At 32.4% G+C, this 21,518-nt stretch carries 12 protein-coding genes; 8 read left to right on the forward strand and 4 right to left on the reverse strand.

The window, feature by feature from the left end; genetic code table 11:
- Positions 1 to 873, reverse strand: an 873-nt coding sequence (locus QZU83_RS04145; RefSeq protein WP_295609912.1) for a hypothetical protein, incomplete at its 3' end; no start/stop codon positions are given.
- 387 nt (positions 874 to 1,260) lie between these two features.
- Positions 1,261 to 2,925 (reverse strand): DUF262 domain-containing protein, encoded by a 1,665-nt coding sequence (locus tag QZU83_RS04150; protein WP_295609913.1) that lies wholly within the window; start codon positions 2,923 to 2,925, stop codon positions 1,261 to 1,263.
- Positions 2,926 to 3,211: 286 nt separating this feature from the next.
- Between QZU83_RS04150 and QZU83_RS04155 the strand changes: the two genes are divergently transcribed.
- From QZU83_RS04155 to QZU83_RS04165, 3 genes are all read left to right on the forward strand, one after another.
- Entirely contained in the window at positions 3,212 to 3,364 is a 153-nt protein-coding gene (locus tag QZU83_RS04155) for a hypothetical protein (protein ID WP_295609915.1), read from the forward strand.
- Between the two features lie 1,520 nt (positions 3,365 to 4,884).
- The gene (locus QZU83_RS04160; protein ID WP_295609916.1) at positions 4,885 to 12,702 is read left to right on the forward strand and encodes a non-ribosomal peptide synthetase; all 7,818 of its coding nucleotides are present in this window, start codon (positions 4,885 to 4,887) and stop codon (positions 12,700 to 12,702) included.
- Positions 12,703 to 12,713: 11 nt separating this feature from the next.
- On the forward strand, positions 12,714 to 14,441 hold the full coding sequence (locus QZU83_RS04165) for an MATE family efflux transporter (RefSeq protein ID WP_295609918.1): 1,728 nt from the start codon (positions 12,714 to 12,716) through the stop codon (positions 14,439 to 14,441).
- A gap of 42 nt (positions 14,442 to 14,483) precedes the next feature.
- On the opposite strand, the gene QZU83_RS04170 is transcribed toward QZU83_RS04165, so the two are convergent.
- Together QZU83_RS04170 and QZU83_RS04175 are read right to left on the reverse strand one after the other, a co-directional pair.
- Complete coding sequence (locus tag QZU83_RS04170; protein WP_295609919.1) at positions 14,484 to 15,125, reverse strand: fibrillarin-like rRNA/tRNA 2'-O-methyltransferase; 642 nt, start codon at positions 15,123 to 15,125, stop codon at positions 14,484 to 14,486.
- A 3-nt stretch (positions 15,126 to 15,128) separates the two neighbouring features.
- Positions 15,129 to 16,280, reverse strand: a complete 1,152-nt coding sequence (locus tag QZU83_RS04175; protein WP_295609921.1) for an NOP5/NOP56 family protein — start codon at positions 16,278 to 16,280, stop codon at positions 15,129 to 15,131.
- Between the two features lie 140 nt (positions 16,281 to 16,420).
- Between QZU83_RS04175 and QZU83_RS04180 the strand changes: the two genes are divergently transcribed.
- The 5 genes from QZU83_RS04180 to QZU83_RS04200 are packed head-to-tail and all read left to right on the forward strand — an operon-like array spanning position 16,421 to position 21,510.
- A complete protein-coding gene (locus QZU83_RS04180; protein ID WP_295609922.1) occupies positions 16,421 to 16,960 on the forward strand; it encodes a glycosyl transferase in 540 nt (179 codons plus the stop codon).
- A 24-nt stretch (positions 16,961 to 16,984) separates the two neighbouring features.
- The gene (locus tag QZU83_RS04185; protein ID WP_295609924.1) at positions 16,985 to 17,896 is read left to right on the forward strand and encodes a dihydroorotate dehydrogenase; all 912 of its coding nucleotides are present in this window, start codon (positions 16,985 to 16,987) and stop codon (positions 17,894 to 17,896) included.
- Between the two features lie 2 nt (positions 17,897 to 17,898).
- Positions 17,899 to 18,699 (forward strand): dihydroorotate dehydrogenase electron transfer subunit, encoded by an 801-nt coding sequence (locus QZU83_RS04190; RefSeq protein WP_295609925.1) that lies wholly within the window; start codon positions 17,899 to 17,901, stop codon positions 18,697 to 18,699.
- A 15-nt stretch (positions 18,700 to 18,714) separates the two neighbouring features.
- A complete protein-coding gene (locus QZU83_RS04195; RefSeq protein WP_295609926.1) occupies positions 18,715 to 19,719 on the forward strand; it encodes an AI-2E family transporter in 1,005 nt (334 codons plus the stop codon).
- On the forward strand, positions 19,720 to 21,510 hold the full coding sequence (locus tag QZU83_RS04200; RefSeq protein ID WP_295609927.1) for a DNA-directed DNA polymerase: 1,791 nt from the start codon (positions 19,720 to 19,722) through the stop codon (positions 21,508 to 21,510).
- Positions 21,511 to 21,518 lie beyond the last annotated feature (8 nt).

Raw genomic sequence — 21,518 nt, forward strand, 5'->3', positions numbered from 1 at the left:
AATAGCTACATTACTTCCGGCCGTTGTACCATAGTCAGCATAAAGATTTTCTTTAGCTGTTGAGGATAGTTCAGTAATCATTGGCTGGCCGTTAGCATCTACTGAAGGTTTAACTTCAATAATATTATCCTTATTAATTCTCTCTACCTGGTTACGTTCCAAGTTACATTTGTGATATATATCATCAAGGCAATTCAGGATAATGCTTTGAGCTTCACAGTATATTTCATTATACATGAAGTTAATGACCTCTTCAGGTTCATACTTAACCGTTAATGTTCCTTCCTCAACACTAACATAGTTGTCAAACTCTTCAGGAGATCCATTAACAATATCTTTCGGCATCTCATGCAGGAATAGCTGCACTTCATTATCATCATTAAATTCTTTTTTTAATCCATATCCATTAGCTCCAATTTCTAAAAATATAGGTTTAATGTATTTGCCAATGCATTTATCCCAACGTTGTACAGGTTTAATTAAACCCTCTCCATCAACCATTCCGCCTTGCAGAATATTTTTAGCTATTTGGCTGATGTCGATTTTTCTCGCCCATAAAATTAAAGTCAATTTCTGTTCAGCAGATAATTTATTTTCCTTATCTACAAGAACAATATTAACATTAGCTTTATCAATTCTGTTTTTCAATATTCCTGAAGTATAACCGTCAAGTTTAACTGCATATCTAGCATTAGCTATTGTTTTGTTGATTACGGGTGGAAGTGCATCTGGAAGATTAAGGCCAGTGTTGATTCCATCAGTTCTAGGTTGCCTTTCATCCTCACCCCAATAGCTGCGCTTAGTGTTGTACTGTTCTACACGGTTATTCAATAATCTTGTTTTAATAAATGAGGTAATTCCCATAATAATCATTTCCAAATATAATTTTATTATATTATTTATTATATTTTTTATATAAAATAAGTAATAAATTTATTGTAGTTAGTTAAACATTTTGCATTTGTTATTTGCAATAGTTTTAAAACTGATCTTGAATAAATTTGGAATGGATTTTGAAGATTGATTTTAATACTGATTTTTATAAATTATTATTCAGGGCATTTTAAAGATTGAAGTTTTAAAAATAATTGAAAATAAGCAGGGTAACTGTGATGTTGAATTTCATAATTATGCAACTAATATTCCACTTAGCGATACTGTAGAAATTGATGTTAGTGACGAAAGGATACTGCTCAAGTCATAAACATTTAAAATGTTATTAATCAAAAAATAGATGTTAATAAAGAAGTAAATAAAAATTTATTGATAGTTTTTCCATCGCTTACAAAATAAATCTGCATATGATTCAGTATTATTAATTAATTCTATTTTTGTAAATCTAGAGAAGTTACATAGTTGATTAGTAATTTTAAATGGAGAATCCTTGTAAATTTCTTTTTTAAGGTCAAATGTATTATTTGAAGCTTTAACATTTTTTCTTTGTGTTAATAAAGTTAAATTTCCTAATTTACCATTATTCATATCATAATCACTTTTATCAACAAAACCCAAATCTAATGGATTAATTTCAAGTTTTTTTGGCAGAATATGTTCTATTTGAACATTATCCTCATTAAACAAAGAGACCTTTTCATCTTCAATATAATTATTTAACTCTAAAAGAATAAATTTAATAAGTTTAGGACTAACGGATTTTGTTTGGAAAATATTGTGTATTTCAGTATCGGTTACAAATATTTTTCTCTTAGAATTCCACATCCTTAAATTATATTTTAATGAATTAATATCAGAAAAATCTACATCTTTAAAAAATTTAGTCCAGTTAGGTACTTCAATAAATTTAACTCCTGCAATTTTACCTCTAACAAGAATAGGCTCCATAATATTTAAAGTATCATTCACGTCATTTAAATTAATTCTATCATTATTATATAGAAAAGCAAGTCTTAAAAATAATGCTACTGGTTGGTATGAAAATTTTTTAAAAATTCTCATGGAATTTTTTAATTTAGAATTTTGTGTAAACTCTATTATTGTATCACTTAATTCCAAACATAACTTGCATAATTCTTCTAAGCTAAATGTATCATTAGTAATGTAGTATTCTATAACATCAATTATATTTATAATATTATTTTTAACACCCCATATTTTTACATAAGGAGCTTCTGTCAAAATATAAACCACTCCCCTAAAAAAGGTATCAATAGCAATATTTAATTCTTGTAAATTTTTATTAAGGGGAACATAATACTTTAAATAAAGTTCATCATTATTATCTGTAAAATTAGACATGAATAAAAAACCTTTTAACTGGTCTTGTTTTGATAAAGGTTTACTAGTTGAATTTAATTCCACATAAGTATCATATATATTCTCATTTTCACTCAATTCTTCAACAGTAAATCTTAATTTTTTTAATCCATTAAAAAGAGGAATCATATATTCGTCCGAATTTAACAATTTTTGAAGATACTTGTATATCTCCTCAAGATTAGTATCCTTTGTAAGTATAACTTCTTCATTATTCTTTACAGAATTAACGATTTTAGTTAAAGATTTAAAATCATCGTCATGCAAAACTAATTTAATATCATTATTAGGATAAACATTAATTACAAAATTATTCAATAATTCCTCGGAAGAATAAGGTATTGAATTCACCTCTTTTTTATTAAGATATTCAGCAATTCGAATTATAATCAAGACAAGTGTAGTTATCCGTTGTTGACCATCAACCAGTATTTTCATCTGTTCTAAACCATTAGAAGAATATCTATTTTGATGATAAACATGTGCTAAATGTTTATTAGTAATATTCTTATTTAAACCAACTTTAATTATAGTTTGTAAGAATTTTTGAACATTAGTTGTATTCCATTCATAACCTCTTTGAAATTCTTCAATGATAATTTTTGGTTTTTCATTAAGATATTCTAAAACATTCATTTGTCTAGTTTGCATAAGTATTCCTCATAATGTGTGATAAAATTGGTTATATAGTTTAATTATATTTATTATACCATATAAAGTTTCATTAACTATGAATTATTTAACTTAAAATAATTTAAAATAATATCTTAGAATGAAAATATTATCAGAATATATCATCTACTAATTAAAATTATTTTTAAAAACAGATATTTTTAATTTTCTATGTTATTTACAACCGGTTTGGAATAAGTTTTGAATAGATCTGGAATAAATTTTGAAGATTGATTTAAATACAGATTTTTATAAATTATTATTCATGGCAATTTTAAATGTTGAAGTCTTAAAGAAAATAATTGAAAATGTACCTGAAGATTATGATGTTGAATTTTATAATGGCACTACCAATGTTCCAATCAGTGACAAAGTTGAAATTGATGTGAGTGGTAAAAAAATACTCTTCAAATCATAATCACTTTTAAAAAAATGGTGTTAGCTGCATATCATAATTTAATTTGTATTCATCCTTTCGGAGTTGTTTAATATTCATTGTATTTTTTTATTATTTTGAATATTGTTTTCTTTTTTTCTTAAAGATTTGTTGATATTAACTTGTTTGAACACAGTTACAAAAAGTATATGTAGTATGCGATATAGACTATTAGAATAGTGAGGTAGCAAAAGCTTGATATATTTTGATACCTATCTAAGTAATACTTTTTCGTGGTTTTTGTAGTAATTTTTTATATTTCTCAGAGTGACTTTTTTGTTGATTATCACTCAAAAATCAGGTGTTTTTTTTAAAAAATTTTTCTTGCATTGACAATACATTACTGCCTTTTTTGTACTTGTCTTATTTTATGATTTGATTAATTTTAAAAACTTTAGATTAGGTTTTCTTTTTATATTATTTGAATTTCAATTTGGGATTTTATATGGTTTTGGTTTGGATAGTTTTCGTTGTGAAGTTATAGGTTTTTAATTCCATTTGATGAAATTTTAAAATATTTTGAAATGGTTGATTTTTAAGGTATACATATTTATTGGAGTATCATCAGTATACTTTTTTGGCTATTGATGGATATTATTTCTTTTAGGCAATGTCATAAAAAATTAAATTCATATGAATCTTTTAATCTTTATTTAAAATTGAAAAATTTATTTTTTTTATTAGATTCTTAAAATTCTATCTATTTTACCGAAACAATCATCAGAGCTATGGCAAAATTTAAAGTATAAGTGACTGATAAGATAGAAAAAAAAGAAGAGCAGTAGGTGTGCGTTGCACCTACCAAAATTTTCAAAATACATTAACATTATAGATAATTATTTTTTTTTAATTCCAAAAGAAAAAATTGGCTGCAATTAAAATTGAAAATTTAAATCATTTTTTCAGAGTTGCAAATTGGGGGGATGTGGGCTATAATTGAAAATATGGAAATTTTAATAATAAAAGTGATGATTGCATAATATTTAAAAGATAAAAATGAAAAATATATACTTAGAATAGGAATTGTATCTTGAATATTACACAAATATAACTTGAAATTGGCATTGTCTTTTATAGAGTCCTTTGATACATTATATTCTTGAAAATCAGATGAAGAAATTAATGATTGATTATGCGAATTGGATTCATTGGATTTAACAGACATATTCTAATTTAAACAAAAAATTTTAACAGCAATCCGGAAGAAACTAAATTAATAACATTCTATTCTTGTTATAACGGTTAATGGTTTCGTTATCGTCAGGTTTTGATAAAAACTTGAAGATTAATGAAACAATCTCTCTAAAACATGAATAATGAATCATCTGCTTAAAACAAGTTTATCTTATAAAATAATGTCTGTTTGGATGTATTGTAAATTGGAGAAGATTCCTAAATATTTTATTCTGTTTTTGAGCATATTTGATGTTTATAATGTATTGTTTATATGTGGTATTAAATATTGAAATGTCTTGATGAATTAATTTTATTGGTGATTTGGTATGGATTTATTTAACTTGTCTTCGGCTCAGAAAATGTTATTGTTTTCAGAGATTAATAATCCTCAAAATGATTCTTTTTATCTTAAATTTAGAAAGGATTATGATTTGGATGATTTTGAAAATGTAAAATTGGCTATAGAATCAATTTCTAAGGAATACTTGAATCTACAACTTAAATATGATGAAAATGGTGAATTCAAACAATATTTTGTGGATAATGATGTTGTTGTCAATTCATTTGATGTTTCAGATGAAAACATTGATGAATTTATAAAAGAGTATTTGGATAAACCGTTTGATGATGTTTTTGATGCTCCATTATATAAATGGGCGGTTTTAAAAACAAATGATTCTGCTGTGCTTATTGGTGTTGTGCAACATATTTTACTTGATGGAACATCACTCTACTCAATTGTTCCTCGTGAAATTGACAGATATCTGGAATGCATAAAAAATAATGAGGAATATGTTCCAATCGACTATTCCTATGAAACATATGTTAAAGATGAATTGGAATATCTCAATTCTGATGATGCGAAAGCCGATAAAAAATACTGGTTAGATACTTTAAAAGATTATAGTCAGGACTGGTATTCATTCGATGATTCCGAATTTGGATTTTTTGAAATCCTTTTAGATCAGATTCCTGATTTTGAATACTCACCTTTCATTATTTCATTGGCACTCAATTTGTTATACTTTTCAAAATCTAAAAAGGGCAATGAATCATTTAAGGACATTGTATTGAACACTTCTGTTCATGGAAGATACTTCAATCAAGATGATGCATTGGGAATGTTCGTCAATACAATTCCTCTGAGATTGACCTGTGATGAAGATTTGACATTCGATGAGCTGCTGGCTTATTCAAAAAGTGTTTTAAAAGAAGGTTTGCCTCATGCAAAATTGCAGTTCAGTGAATACACAACAGATTTAAGAAACATGGGTATTGACCCTGATTGTATTTCAACATTTTCTATTGTGTCTAATTCTACAGATTATGGATCAAAATTCTTAAATCTCCAAAAAGATATTAAATTCCCGCTTCACTTCAGAATAAATAAAAATTATTCAGATAAAAAAGGTCTGCAATCCATATTCATAGAGTATGATAAATCCTGCTTCAATTTGAAGGAAATAAAATTCCTTGCAGACGGTTTAAAAGATTTATTGAGGCAAGTAACTGATGATTCATCTAAAAAATGCAGCGAATACCATGTCAATGAAATTGAATTTTTCAAGGCAGAAAATTATTACAATAATCTAATTAATTCATTCGACCACTCCACTACAATTTCTCCGGATGTAAGTGGAGATGAAGTAAATTTCGTGAAAATATCCAAACCAATCGACATTGAAAAATTAAAGTATTTGTCCAGTGAATATCGCATGTCAAAAGAAAAATTACTTCTTGCGACATTTTTATATAACTTGACTAAATTTTCATTTTCAAAGGATATTTTAATAGCATATGACCGTGTTGCTGCAGGATATCATTTTAACACAGACATGTCTGTCCGCCAATATATGGAAGATTTCAAGAAATCTTTCCAGGAATATAAGAATTATCCTCTTTTGCATAACAATAAGTTAAACTTTGAAAGTGAGGTATTGTTCGTAGTGGATGAATATGATACAAAAGATTACAAATTGGTATTTAATTTTGAAAGCGGCAATATTAACGTCAGATATGATGAATCCTTCTATTCAGAAGAATTAATGGAAACCTTCCTTGATTCAATGGATGTTTTATTTGACAGATTCTGTTCTGGCGATGAACTGCTTAAGAATATTTCCATCAGACGTGAAATTGAACTGGATGAAGGGTTTGAAATTAAGCTTGCAAACGAAGGAATTGTAAATAAGGTATTTGAAAATATTGCCTCTGAAAACCCGCAAAAGACAATACTTTATGCCGAAGACGGTGAACTAACTTATGATGAACTAAACAGAAAGGCAAATAAAATAGCTAATGGTTTAATCAAAAGAGGAGTCAGCATAGAAGACAGAATAATGGTCATGATGAGAAGAAACAGCGATTTAATCGCTGCCGTTTTGGGTATTGTTAAAGCTGGAGCTGCATTCATTCCAATTGATCCAAATTATCCGAAAAATAGAATCAATCAGATTCTGGAAGACAGTGATTCTAAATTTGTAATAACCTCTTCAGAAATTGACTATGGCGGTGAAAACAGGATAGATGTTGATGAATTGCTGCTGGAGGAGAATTATTCTAATCCAGAAGTCGATTTGACTCCTGACAATTTATGTTTCTTAATCTACACTTCAGGTTCAACAGGAAAGCCAAAAGGAGTAATGATTACTCACAGAGGTATTACAAACTATGTGGCAAATGTTGAGGAAAATGTTCCGATTTATGAATTAAACCACAAATGCAATAAATTCATATCAATTTCTACAGTTTCATTCATTGTATTTTTAAGGGAAATCTTCGGTACAATACTAAACGGATTGCCGGTAGTATTTGCCAATGATGAACAGGCGGTCGATCCTTTAGAATTAGTCGGCTTATTCAAGGCAACTGGCGCTGAAGGGTTCGGTTCCACACCAACCAGATTGCTTGAATACCTGCAGCTTGAAGAAATTCAGGACGTCGTTGGAAAGTGTAATGTGATTATTGTGGGTGGTGAAGGATTCCCTCCTGTATTATATGACAGACTGTCAAAATACACAATGGCAGATATCTATAATTCATATGGTCCGACAGAAGTTACAATCGCTTCACATTATAAGTTAATAGATTCCAATGAGGTTACTGCAGGTTGGGAGATGCTCAATGTAGTTGATAAGATAATGGATATTGATGGAAATCAACTGCCTGCTTATGTGACTGGTGAGATTTATGTCGGAGGGGCTGGAATTGCAAGAGGATACCTAAACAATCCTGAACAAACTCAAAAAGTCTTTTTAACATTAAACGGTATTCCATATTATAATACAGGAGATTTGGGTAATAAAGATGCGCATGGTGAATTGTATGTTTCAGGACGTAATGACACTCAAATTAAACTCAGAGGTTTAAGAATAGAGCTATCTGAAATTGAGGGAACAATTGCAAATTATGAAAACGTCTCTCTTTCAAAAGTTGTCGTTAAAAAACTCAACAATGTGGAACATTTATGCGCTTATTTCACAGCATCCTGCGATATTGACATTGACGACTTGAAACAACACTTGATTGATTCCCTTCCTGAATATATGGTTCCGTCATATTTCACACAGCTGGAATCATTCCCTAAAACTCCTAATGGAAAAACTGACTTTAAAAATTTACCAGACCCTGAAATTGGCGTTGATGAATTCATAAAGCCAAGAACTGCTATTGAAAAAGAGTTGTTCAATATTGTGTCTGATATTTTGGGAGTTGACGAATTTGGTGTAAACACTGACCTGTTCAACATAGGTCTGACCTCCCTTTCTGTAATCAAATTAACTTCGGCTATTTACAATAAATTGAATGCTCAGTTGAATGTTACAGAAATATTAAAATATAAAACTATCGAAAAAATCGCATCCAAAATTAAAATTGTCGATGATGAAGCATCTGATATTCAGGAGTTTTATCCATTAACTTCAAATCAACTTGGAGTTTACTTTGACTGCATTAAGGATCCGGATAACACTGCATACAACCTTCCAAAGAAAATGGAATTCAGTGAGGGCATTGATGTGGATAAACTCAAATCATCAATCATAACAGCTATTGAAAACCATCCTTATCTAAAAACAATAATCGTAATGGAAAACGGTGAAGTCTATCAGCAAAGAAGAGATAGCCTAAAAGTCGATGATTTGATTGAAGTTGTGGATGAGGCGAATATTGATGAGTTTGTAAAGCCGTTCAAACTTGACGAAGGTCCTTTATTCAGATTTAAAATAGTTGGAAACTCAATGCTTCTTGCGGATTTCCACCACATTATTGTTGATGGAACTTCCTTAAACATTTTATTTGATGAAATCTCAAAAATCTATGATGGAAAGGATTATGAATTGGAAGAACTTGACGGATTCGAGTATTCATTAAATGAAATTAAAACAGAACAGTCATCTTTATATGAGGAAGCAAAATTATTCTTCTCCCATAAAGTCAAAGAATTTGATGATGCAACATTGATTGCCCAGGACATTAACGGTGATGAATCAGAGGGCAATGCCGCAATGGAAGATATTTTCCTGGATAAGGAATCTATTGACAAATTCTGTATTGAGTCAAACCTCAGCCAGAATAATCTATTCCTGGCTGCAACTTCATTTGTTTTAAATAAGTTTGTTTTCAATAGGGATATACTGATTGCAACAATCACTAACGGTAGATTCAATCCAAATCAACAAAAAACACTGGCTATGATGGTTAAAACATTGCCATTAGCATTAAAATTAGATTCTAATTCAAACCTTAAGGAATACTTGGAATATATTAACGGGGAATGGCTGAATGTACTGGCATATTCATCATATCCTTTAACAGAAATTTCAAACGAATTCGACATAACTCCAGAAATACTATACGCATATCACGGAAAAATCATTGAAGACATTGAAATCGGTGGAATGAAAGTTGAAAGGCAATCCATCGACTATGAAGGGCTGAAATTCAAAATTAACATTAACGTAGTTGAAGTTGACGGTCAATACAGAATTTTCTGTGAATACAACGACCAATTGTACTCTGAAAAATTAATCAACACTTTCCTTGACTGCATCAGGATAGTTTTAAATAAATTCTTAACATTCGATGAAAATACCTTGATGAAGGATATTTCAATCATTGAAAATGATGATTGGGGTGTTGATGATTTTGAATATGATGAAATTCCTGAAGACAGGTTAAATAAAATATTTGAAAATCAGGTCGAATTGCATCCTGATAGGGTCATTTTATATGCTGATGACGGGGAATTCACATATGCAAAATTAAATGAAAAAGCTAATAGGATTGCCCATAGCCTTATTAAAAAGGGTGTTGGTCCTGAAGATAGGGTAATGTTTGTATTAAACAGAAACAGTAATGCAATAGCTTCAATATTTGGTATCCTAAAGTCTGGTGCCGCATTTATTCCTGTCGATTCAGAATATCCTTCCGAAAGAATTGAGCATGTTTTAACTGACAGTGAATCAAAATTCATTATTGTGGATGATGTGATTGAGAAAAAAGGCTTAGACTTGTCCCAATATTCTGATAATTTACTGGATGTCAATGAATTGCTCAAGGAAGAGGACACTTCCAATCCTGATCCTGATGTGCATGCAAATAATATGGCATATCTTATTTACACTTCAGGTTCCACAGGACTTCCAAAAGGAGTAATATTGGAGCATGGAAACATTGCAAACTTTGTTTATCCTGACCCTAGAAATATCTGTACCTATGAACTGGTTCACAATCTTGAAAAAGAGGATTATAAAGTATTGTCTACTACAACTGTAGCTTTCGATGTATTCCAGCAAGAATTGATGGGATCTCTATTGAACGGAGTTCCAATGGTGTTTGCCAATGATACTGAATACAAAGATCCAATTGAAATGATGGATCTAATCAATAGGTCCGGAGCAAATGTTTACGTTGCCACACCTTCACGTCTGCTTCAATATTTGGAAATCGAGGCGATGCAGGAAACAATGTACGGATTTAAGGTATACATACATGCTGGAGAACCGTTCTCAGCCAGATTATATGAACTGCTCAGCGAAAACTCTAATGGAAAATTCTTTAACATGTACGGACCAACCGAAACAACTGTCTATTGTAACGGTCAATTGCTGGAAAGCTCCGATATCCATATAGGTAAAGAATTATTCAACGTGCATGAAATGGTTATGGATTTCGATTCCAATCCTCTGCCTCCAAATGTCATTGGGGAACTTTTCATTGCTGGAAAAGGTGTTTCAAGGGAATATCTAAACCGTCCTGAGAATAATGCCAAAGCCTTTGAAGTCATTAATGGAGTAAGATTCTATCATTCCGGAGATTTTGTTAAAGTCACTGAAGATGGGGACTATTATGTATTCGGAAGAATGGACAACCAAATCAAACTTAGAGGTTTGAGAATTGAAATAGGTGAAATTGAAGTTGGCCTTTCAAAATTCCCTGGAATCAAATCCGTTGCGGTTGTTGTTAAAAAAATCAAGGGCAATGATCATTTGTGTGCATATTTCACAGTTCATGATGAATACAGGGACGAAAATCGTGAAGAAAACGGATATTCCATTGACATTGACGAGTTAAAGGCATCTCTTGCTGAAAAATTGGTATATTACATGGTTCCAACAGTCTACATGGAGCTTGACGAAATGCCTCAAACCGTAAACGGCAAAACAGACTTGAGAAACTTGCCTGAACCAGTTCTAATCACTGAATATGTCGCTCCTGAAAATGACATTGAAGCATTCTTTGCAAACTTATTTGCAGAAATTTTAGGACTTGATGAAGTAAGTGTCACTGACAGCTTCTTTGAAATCGGTGGAACATCACTATTAGTTACTAAAATCACTATGGAAGCTTTAAATAGAAACTATAATTTAAGTTATGGTGATGTCTTCTCAAATCCGACTCCAAGGGCATTATCAGAGTTTATCCTGTCTGATGAAACATTTGAGAAAAAAGAGGAATTGGCATATGATTATTCTCAAATCAATGACCTGCTCAAGAAAAACAATCTTGAAAGTATTGTTGGCGGTGAAATTCAGGACAGCTTAGGCAATATTTTACTTACAGGTGCAACAGGATTTTTAGGAATACATGTACTTCGTGAAATACTTGAAAATGAAAATGGTGAAGTTTACTGTTTCATCAGGTCAAATAAAGTATTGAGCGGCGAGGAAAGATTAAAATCATTACTGTTCTATTACTTCTCCAATGAATATGGGGAGCTATTCGGAGAAAAATTACATGTCATTGAGGGAGACATTACTAATTTCGAAGACTTTGAAAGTCTTATTAATGAAAAAATTGACACTATAGTCAACTGTGCAGCTAATGTAAAACACTTCTCATCAGGAACAGATATTGAGGACATTAACCTTGGCGGTGTAATTAACGGACTTAAATTTGCAAAGATGAAAAATGCAAAATATGTCCAGGTTTCAACATACAGTATTGCCGGTGAAAGTATAAACAATTATCCTCCTGTTGATGTCAAATTCACTGAAAATGATTTGTTCATTGGTCAGGCTGTAGACAATCAGTATCTCAGCTCCAAATTCTTAGCAGAACGTGCCGTTCTGGAAGCTGCTGTCAATGATGACTTGGACGTTAAAATCATGAGGGTTGGAAACTTAATGGCAAGAAGCTCTGACAGTGAATTCCAAATCAACTTTGAAACAAATGGTTTCATCAATAGGTTAAAGGCATTTGTAACAATTGGAAAAATGCCTTATTCAATGCTGATGAATAATGTTGAATTTTCACCGATTGACGTAACTGCGAAAGCTATCATAAACCTTTCAAAGACTCCTAAGGAGTGCACTGTTTTCCATCCATATGATTATCACAGCATTTCCTTTGGAGATATAATTGATATTATCAAACCTTTAGGTTTAAATATCGAACCTGCTGAGGAAGAGGATTATGAAAATGCTTTAGATGAGGCACTTGCGGATAAATCAAAACAGGAAGGAGTGTCCGGTCTCATCACTTCAATAGGTTCCGGTAAAGTTAAAAAGATTTGGGTGCCTGTTGACAATACCTACACTATCCAGGCGTTATACCGTTTAGGCATTAAATGGCCATTCATATCTGAAGAATACATTTACACCTTTGTCAAATATTTGGATGATGTGGATTTCTTTAGTATTTAGAGGTTAAGGCGATGTATGAGAGAAATTATAAATTATTGCGAAATAAATTTGGGGAATTTTTCTTCCCAACATTATTCACATCCATGGCGGGCAATATCTGTTTGTTTGTAGATGGTTTGATTGTAAGTTTTTTAATTGGTGCGAGCAATCTTGCACCAATCCAAATAGTCGCTCCGGTAATTACTTTTGTCAATCTTATTTACTGGATGATTGGATTGGGAGGCAGTGTGCTTTGTTCTGTTTCAAAAGCGGAATTTGACGATGAAACAAGTAACGGTTACTTTTCGGTATCACTCATTTCACTCATTTCGATTGGGGTGTTAATTACTATATTGGGACTGTTGTTTTCCGGCAATATTGCACAGTTCTTATGCATTTCCCAACCTGGCCTGGCTTCAGATGTTAAAAGTTATTTCATAGCATTGATAATAGGAATGCCTTTTTTATGTTATATGATGAGTTTATCTTATTTTATAAGGGCAGATGGTATTCCAACATTGCCTTTCAGAGCCATACTGGTTGCTAACATTGTCAATATCTGTTTTGACATAATTTATATTAAAGTTTTTGGCATGGGACTTTCAGGTGCGGCATTGGCTACATCAACAGGTTATTTGGTCGGATCCGTTTTAATTTCATATTACTTCTTTAAAAAAGAGCGCACATTGGAATTTATTAGATTGAAAGTAAATTCATTCTTTAATTTCCTTAAAAAAATAGTAACTTCAGGATTTTCATCCGCATCAACCCAGCTATACTTAACCTTAAAATTGCTTGTAATAAACATTTTGGTTGGTCTTTGTATTGGAAAAGCTGGTGTTGTTGCATTCAGTATTTGTTATAACAGTTTATTCATATTATACATTTTCCTGATTGGAACCGCACAGACAATGTCTCCAATAGTGTCCGTTTACTTTAAGGAGGAAGACTATTCAGGCGTTAATTTTATTGTAAAAAGATCTTTAAAAATTGTTTTGGCTTCAAGTTTGGCACTGTCTGTTTTATTGATTGTGTATCCTCAAGCTTTGCTGTTCCTGTATAGTGTTAAAAATCCTGCGGATGTTCCTGTTGTATTGAATGCATTAAGGATATTTGCAATAAGTTATGTTGGAACCGCAATCACATTCCTATATACGTTTTATGCTCAGGCAATTCAAAGGAATCAGTTATCTACTATTATTTCATTGCTTGAAGGTTTTGTTTTGCCAATTTCTGTTGCAGTCATACTTATTTATCCACTTGGGGGAGATGGAATCTGGATTTCATTTGCAATGGCTGAATTGTTGACAATATTATTCATCTTCTTTTATTCAAAATACATTAATAAAAAGACCAACGGTGAATACACTGGATTTTTCATCAATAAGCATAATGATGATGAAAAGGTTTTCGAACATACCATCTCTGGCGATGTTGAAGAGGCGGTTAAGCTGTCTCGTGGTGTTCAGGATTACTTAAAGGGTAATAAATCAGCGACTTTAGTAAGTCTTGCTATTGAGGAAATGCTTGTAAATATCATTAACAATAATGAAAGCATTGATACAATAGATGTTATTGTTAGAAAGGATGATGACAATATTCTGATTTCCATTAAGGATACCGGTGTTGAATTCAATCCGGTTATTGAAAAGGAAAGTCTTGAATTCGATAATATATCTGTTTTAAATAAAATTGCAGATAAAATTGATTATTCAAGGGTTTTAGGTTTAAACAGTACTGTAATCACTATCAAAAATTAAACTATAAAAAGGGAAATTTCAAATTCCCTATTTTATTTATTTTTAAAAATTTTTTTCTACCAAAAATGCAATATGGTCTTTCTCGTAAGGTTCCAGTTTTACTTTTTCAATAATTCTAAAGCCTTTTTCTTTCAATTTTTTCTCTTGTTCCTTGAATATCTTTTTTGGCTTTTGTACAACATCAATACTTCTTGCTTTTATCATTAAAAGGCCAACACCATCATCCTTTGCAAAAAGATTCATATTTTTCATAAAAAGTTCGCTCTGTGTTGGTTGGGCGACATCACAGTAGACCAAGTCAACCTTTTCAACAATGTTCATATATTCTTTGGGTTTGGTTGCATCGCCTAAAATCGGAGCAATATTATGCCTTTGGCGTGAAAGCTGAACTAATTTTTTCGCTGTTGTTGGTGAAAATTCAACTGCATATATTCTTCCATTGATTACAATATCAGAAATATGGGAAACTGTTGTTCCGGTTGAAGCACCCAGGTACAGGACTTTTGAGGTTTCCTGAATCTCCAGATTTTCCAATCCGTTTAAAAGGGCTGCAGCTAGTTTTGAACGTCTGGGATTCCATATCCTATACTCTTCATCCTCTTTGATTAGCTCTTCACCATAAACTGAAATTCCGGGAGTCAGATTTTTGGTGGCAACATTTCCATCTTTAAAATAAACGTTCATGCTTTATCTCCTTTTCTTTCTTTTTTTACCTTTTCTCTTCTTATTTTTTGATTTGCCTTTTTCTTCTTTTCTTTTTTTAGTGGTTTTTGTTGGAAAAGGATTGTTTTTTTCAATTTCTTCTATTTTCTGGGTAAAATCATTAAATGCATTTTCATCAAATGTTTTTGTAAAAACGTCTCTTCTGACTGCCAGGGATATTTTGCCTGCAAGCATACGGGCAATTTTTCCGCGATTCCACCATTTTGCACCTCTTACCTGAGGATGCTGGTATATTAATCCGTATTTAGGTGGACGGTCTCCGCTTTTCAAATGTCTAAACAGTGCCTTTTCAGCACCCATTATCTGAACTGTGCTTGAAGGATATGTTGCAAGTCTTTTAAGACCGCCTGCATGTGAAATTAATTTTGCTCCAAGTGATGATCCGACAAGAAGTCTTAAGTTAGGTGCAATCTCTTCCATTTTGCTGTCGATATACTCTTCAATTTCTTTTCTTGTTTTTTGAAGCTCAAAAATGGAATTTGCATATCTGTTCATAATCTCTAAGTCAAGCGGATTGATATCATCCTCCAAATCCAGGACATTGCTTGGAAATGCATCAGGCTTTGCCTGCATGATGTTTTCTTTAGTTTTATTTTGAGATATTAACTTTATATAAGTCTCATTATTCTTGATAACGTCCATTTCAGGGAAATACAATGCATACCATTCTCTAATTCTCTCAATTAATTTGGAAATTGACTCATCAATCTCATCAATTGAGTTGATGGCCTGAATCAGATGTTTATCTTCACTTGCTGATTCCTTTTTAATTTTGTAGATGGCCAATCTTTGATAAATGTCGATGATGTCTTCACTATCCAAACCAAATTCCTCGTAATTGCTTCTCAGATATTCTCCTGCCTGGTTTGGATTTTGAATTTTGATATTGTCGATTGAGTAATCTGATAATCTTTTGTTGGATTCAATGATGATTTCATCATAGTCCTGCAGCACTTCCTCAATTATTTCCCTTTCTTCAGCTACAATTTTTTTATCTTCGATTTCTGCCAATCGGTTAAGTATTTCCTGCTCTGGAAACGGTTTTTCTGCAATTAATTCATTTTCACTGTTAAAGGCTAAAAATCCTTTTGTGCAGTATGTAATATAACATTCCATAAAATAAATTATTAATTTTATTTTTAATAAGTATTTTCAATATCTAATTGTCAGTTTAAAAGTTTCTGTCCGGATTTTAATTGAAAATTATTTTTCAAGTTTTAAAGTATTTTTAGAATGAAATTTAAAATATTAAATGTATGTCTCAAGAAAGTTTAGATGATTTAAAGTATGAGTTGGAACTTAAAAATGCTGAAATTGATGAGCTGACTATGGAACTTCAGGAAAAGAATGAGGAAATTAACAAGCTGAAGCTATATTCGACCAAGTTAAAATACGAAAGGAAAAACCTGGAAGATAAACTTGACACTAAAATTGACTATGACAAATCCCGAATGAAGGAACTGGACGATTTGACTGAAAAATTAAAGGAAAAGGATTTGATTATTGAAGATAAGCAGGATCAGGTTAAATACTTGAGGTCTTTAATTGATGACTACAAGTCCCAGTTAAATTCAAACACTGAAAATCTTGAGGTTCAGCTTAGAAAAATAACAAAGAATTATGAGGATTTGCTTAAGCAAAAGGACTCCATCATTGAAAAACAAGATGAGGAGATTTCAAATTTAATCAAATCTCGTGATGAAATTATAAAATCCAATAAGACCAATCTCATTAGCTTAAAATTGCAAAATGAAAAATATCAAGAAATCATCGATAAATTTACAAAAACTAATTAAATAATTAATTACAAAGTTGATAATATGTTAAAAACAGATGTTTGTGGAGTAGAATTTAGAAATCCATTGATGTTGGCTGCAGGCATTATGGGCAGCAATGCTTCATCTATGAATTGGATTTTAAAATCAGGAGCCGGAGGGGTAGTTTCTAAATCTTTTTCTTTAAATCCTCATCCGGGATATCCGAACCCGACAACCGTTGCAGTTGAAGGGGGAATTTTAAACGCAATCGGACTTTCAAATCCTGGTGTTGACAATTTCAAGGAAGAACTAAAAAAGATTGAAAGGGAAAATAATGTTGTCATTGCTTCAATTTACGGAGCTACACCTGATGAGTTTTCAAGGTTAGTCGGTGAAGTTCAGGAATACGTTGACATGATCGAGTTGAATATTTCATGCCCTCATGCAATGGAGGGTTTTGGAGCATCAATCGGTCAGGATTGTAATTTAAGTCATACTATTGTATCTGCCGCAAAAGATGCTGCAGAAGTTCCAATTATAGCGAAATTAACACCGAATGTCACTGACATTACAGAAATTGCAAAAACCTGTGAGGATGCTGGGGCTGATTGTTTGTCTCTCATTAACACATTGGGGCCTGGAATGAAAATCAATATTGATGTGGCAAGGCCTGTATTGTTCCATAAATCCGGTGGAATGAGCGGAAAGGCAATAAAGCCGATTGCAATCAGTAATGTTTATTCAGTTTTCGAGGCTGTTGACATTCCATTGATTGGTGTTGGTGGAATTTACACCTTTGAGGATGTTGTAGAATTTATATTCGCCGGTGCAAGGGCAGTTCAAATAGGTACAGCCATCATGGATGAAGGTGTAACTGTATTTGATGACATTAACAAAGGATTGGAGAAATTCATGACTGAAAAAGGTTATTCATCAATTGATGAAATGGTAGGATTGGCACATAGGGAGTTGTAAATATGATAAACGAACCGAAAATAGTGGAAATAAAAGAGATTATTGATGAGACTCCTACAATTAAAACTTTTAAATTTGATTGGGATTATGAAACTCTTGGAAAACCTAATCCTGGCGAATTTTTAATGGTTTGGAACTTTAAAAATGAAAAGCCGATGTCAATTTCACAAATCAATGATAATGAGTTGGCCATTACTGTTAAGAATATTGGTGAGTTTACCTCCCAACTGCATGATTTAAAAGTCGGCGACCAGATTGGAATCAGAGGCAGCTACGGTAACGGTTTTAATAATTCATTTGAAGGCAAAAACATATTGGCTATTGGTGGGGGAGTTGGTATGGCTCCGATTAGTTCAATAGCTACTGATTTGCTTGAAAAAGGCAATGACGTCACTGTCGTATCAGCGGCTCAAACAAAAGATGAATTGTTGTTCATCGACAGTTTGGAAAAGTTGGGTGCCAATGTTTGTCCATGCACTGATGATGGAAGTTTTGGCTTTGAAGGATTCGCAACAGATTGTACTATAAGTTTACTTGAAGATTCGACTTATGATTATGCATTTGTTTGCGGACCTGAGATAATGATGAAAGGACTATTCGATATTCTTGAAGCATCTTCAATAACTGCACAATATTCTCTTGAAAGATATATGAAATGCGCTCTAGGTGTATGTGGACAATGTTGTGTTGATAGTGAAGGATGGAGAATTTGTGTAGAGGGTCCCGTTTTTGAAAATGATAAAATTAAACAAATTTCAGAGTTTGGAAAATACAGAAGGGACGCTTCTGGTGTAAAATATTAATATACGGGTGATATCATGGGAGTCGACATTAAAAGTTACTTGAATCCGCCGGTTCTGCTGGTAATTTTCCTTCTGGTAATTTCATTGATGTTCATATTCCCAGTATTAAACATGATTCTTTTAGGAGCTATTCTTGCCTATTTGGTAAGCCCTGTTGCTAATAAGATTCAGTCAAAATTAAGATTTTCATCCGTTTCAATTTTGCTTGCAATGATTGTTGTTCTGGTGCCTTTGATATTGCTTGTAGCTTATATATCATATGAAATCTCATCGGTTATCACTACATTTTTGGCAAGCAATTATTATTTCGATCTCAGTCACTTTATTTCACAGCTGCCGATTGATACAAATTCAATTAATTCATCAATCAATTCATCAGCAACCGAAATAGGGAAATATCTGTTGCAGTATACAGTTAATTTCTTAAGTAAATTTTTAAATATTAGTCTGGACCTGTTTATTTTAGTCTGTTCAGTATTTTACTTTGTTCGTGATGGAGATAAATGCTTAAATTTTGTCCGTGATTTTGTTCCGGATGATTCCAAGGACTTTTTTGACAATACCGTGGAATCCGTAAAAGATGTATTGAGAAGCATATTCTATGGACACTTTTTAACATCAGTCATCATAGGCATATTTGGAGCAATAGGCTATTCTCTTTTAGGTTATCCCTATGGAATATTTTTAGGTGTTCTGACAGGAATATTGCAGCTAATTCCGGTATTTGGGCCTTGGCCGATTTACTGGGCATTGTTTTTCGTGGACATCTTTGGGGGAAATTACCCAAGGGCGATTGTTGTTTTGCTTTTCGGATTTTTCCTAAGCACTATTGACATGTACATAAGGCCGATGCTATCAAGCCACTATGCTGAGATACATCCGTTAATCCTGCTTATAGGATTTTTATCAGGGCCTCTTGTTTATGGGGTTGTGGGATTCATTGTCGGACCTTTAATTTTAGGAATAACCTATACAGTTTTGGATAATTATAGAAAAGAATATCTTCTTGGAGATGAATAAATGCAGAGAAATGTTGTTATTTTAGATATTGATTATGTTACTTTTGAAGAAAAGCCAGTAATTAGATTATTTTCAAAGGATGGCGATAAAAACATAGTTTTACTTGATGACACATTTGAACCTTACCTATATGTCATGTCCGATGATTTGGATGAATGCATAAGTGAAATCGAAGAGAATTTGGATGTTGTTAGTGTCGAAAAGGTCACTAAAAAGGATTTCCAGATTGAAACTGAATTCCTGAAAGTCACTTTCAAACATCCTCAGGAACTTGCCAAAAACAGGGATGCATTAAGGGATTTGGAGACTGTCATTCAAATCAGGGAATTTGACATTCCGTTTTATAGAAGATATCTTATGGACAGAGATGTAATCCCGATGACTGAAGTTGTAGCTACCGGTGAAGAGGTAGATTCATTTTTAAATTTGGATTCTAAAAAACAGGATATCACTATCATTAAATTAACTGACGAATTAAAAAGGGTTCCGGAATACCCTCAAAAATTCAGAATATTGAGCTTTGACTTGGAGGTTAGAAATCCTCACGGCATGCCTAACTCCGAGGAAGATGAAATTATCATGATTGGAGTTGCAAGCAATTTCGGCATAAATCAGGTAATTTCAACAAAAACCAATTCAGATAGCTGTGGAGACTTTGTAAATCAGGTATCTTCAGAACGCGAGATGATACAGGAATTTGTAAAGATTATCAAAGAAAACAATATTGACATTATTGTAGGATACAATTCAGATAACTTTGATTTCCCTTATCTAAAGGACCGCGCCAAACTTTTGGGTGTTGATTTGGATATTGGAATGGATGGATCTGACGTCAAATATATCAGGAGAGGTTATGCAAATGCCGCTTCTTTTAAAGGATTAATTCATGTAGATTTATATCTGGTTATGAGGCGTTACATGTCTCTTGAAAGATATACATTAGAAAGGGTTTACTATGAATTATTTGGAGAAGAAAAAATCGATGTTCCCGGAGAAAGGATTTGGGAGTTCTGGGACAATGGCGGTGAAGAGCTTGATAACCTGTTTGATTATTCTTTGGATGATGTTATTTCCACTTTGAAAATTGCCGAGCAAACATTGCCTCTTAATTTAGAACTTACCCGTATAATAGGTCAACCTCTATTCGATGTTTCCCGTATGGCAACTGGCCAGCAGGCAGAATGGTTTTTAGTAAAACAGGCTTATTTTGATGGGGAAGTTGTTCCAAATAAACAGGGGTCAAATTTTGCCGACCGCGCAAATGCAGAGGATAACGAAGGAGGATATGTAAGGGAACCAGAAACAGGGCTGCATGAAAACCTTGTTCAGTTCGATTTCAGGAGCCTGTATCCAAGCATCATCATTTCAAAAAACATATCTCCAGACGTCATGGTTTTGGGGGATGTTGAAAATGAGGATGATTATAATATTTCTCCTGAACACGGTCTTAAATTCATGAAATCTCCAAAAGGATTTATTCCGTCTGTCATTGACAAGATTTTGCAGGAAAGATTCAGAATAAAACGTGAAATGAAAGCTTCAGATGACCCTCAACAAAAAAAGGCTTTGGATGTACAACAGCAGGCAATCAAGAGATTGGCAAATACCATGTATGGAATTTATGGATTCCCAAGATTTAGATGGTATTCCTTCGAATGTGCAAAGGCAATTACATCATGGGGAAGACAGTATATTAAATCCTCAATAAAAAAAGCTGAAGAATTCGGATTTTATGCGATATATGCCGATACTGATGGTTTTTACGCAAAATACAAAAAAGAAAAAGAGTAAGAGAAAAT

The sequence above is a fragment of the uncultured Methanobrevibacter sp. genome, assembly GCF_902771435.1.
Classification (GTDB): Archaea; Methanobacteriota; Methanobacteria; order Methanobacteriales; family Methanobacteriaceae; genus Methanocatella.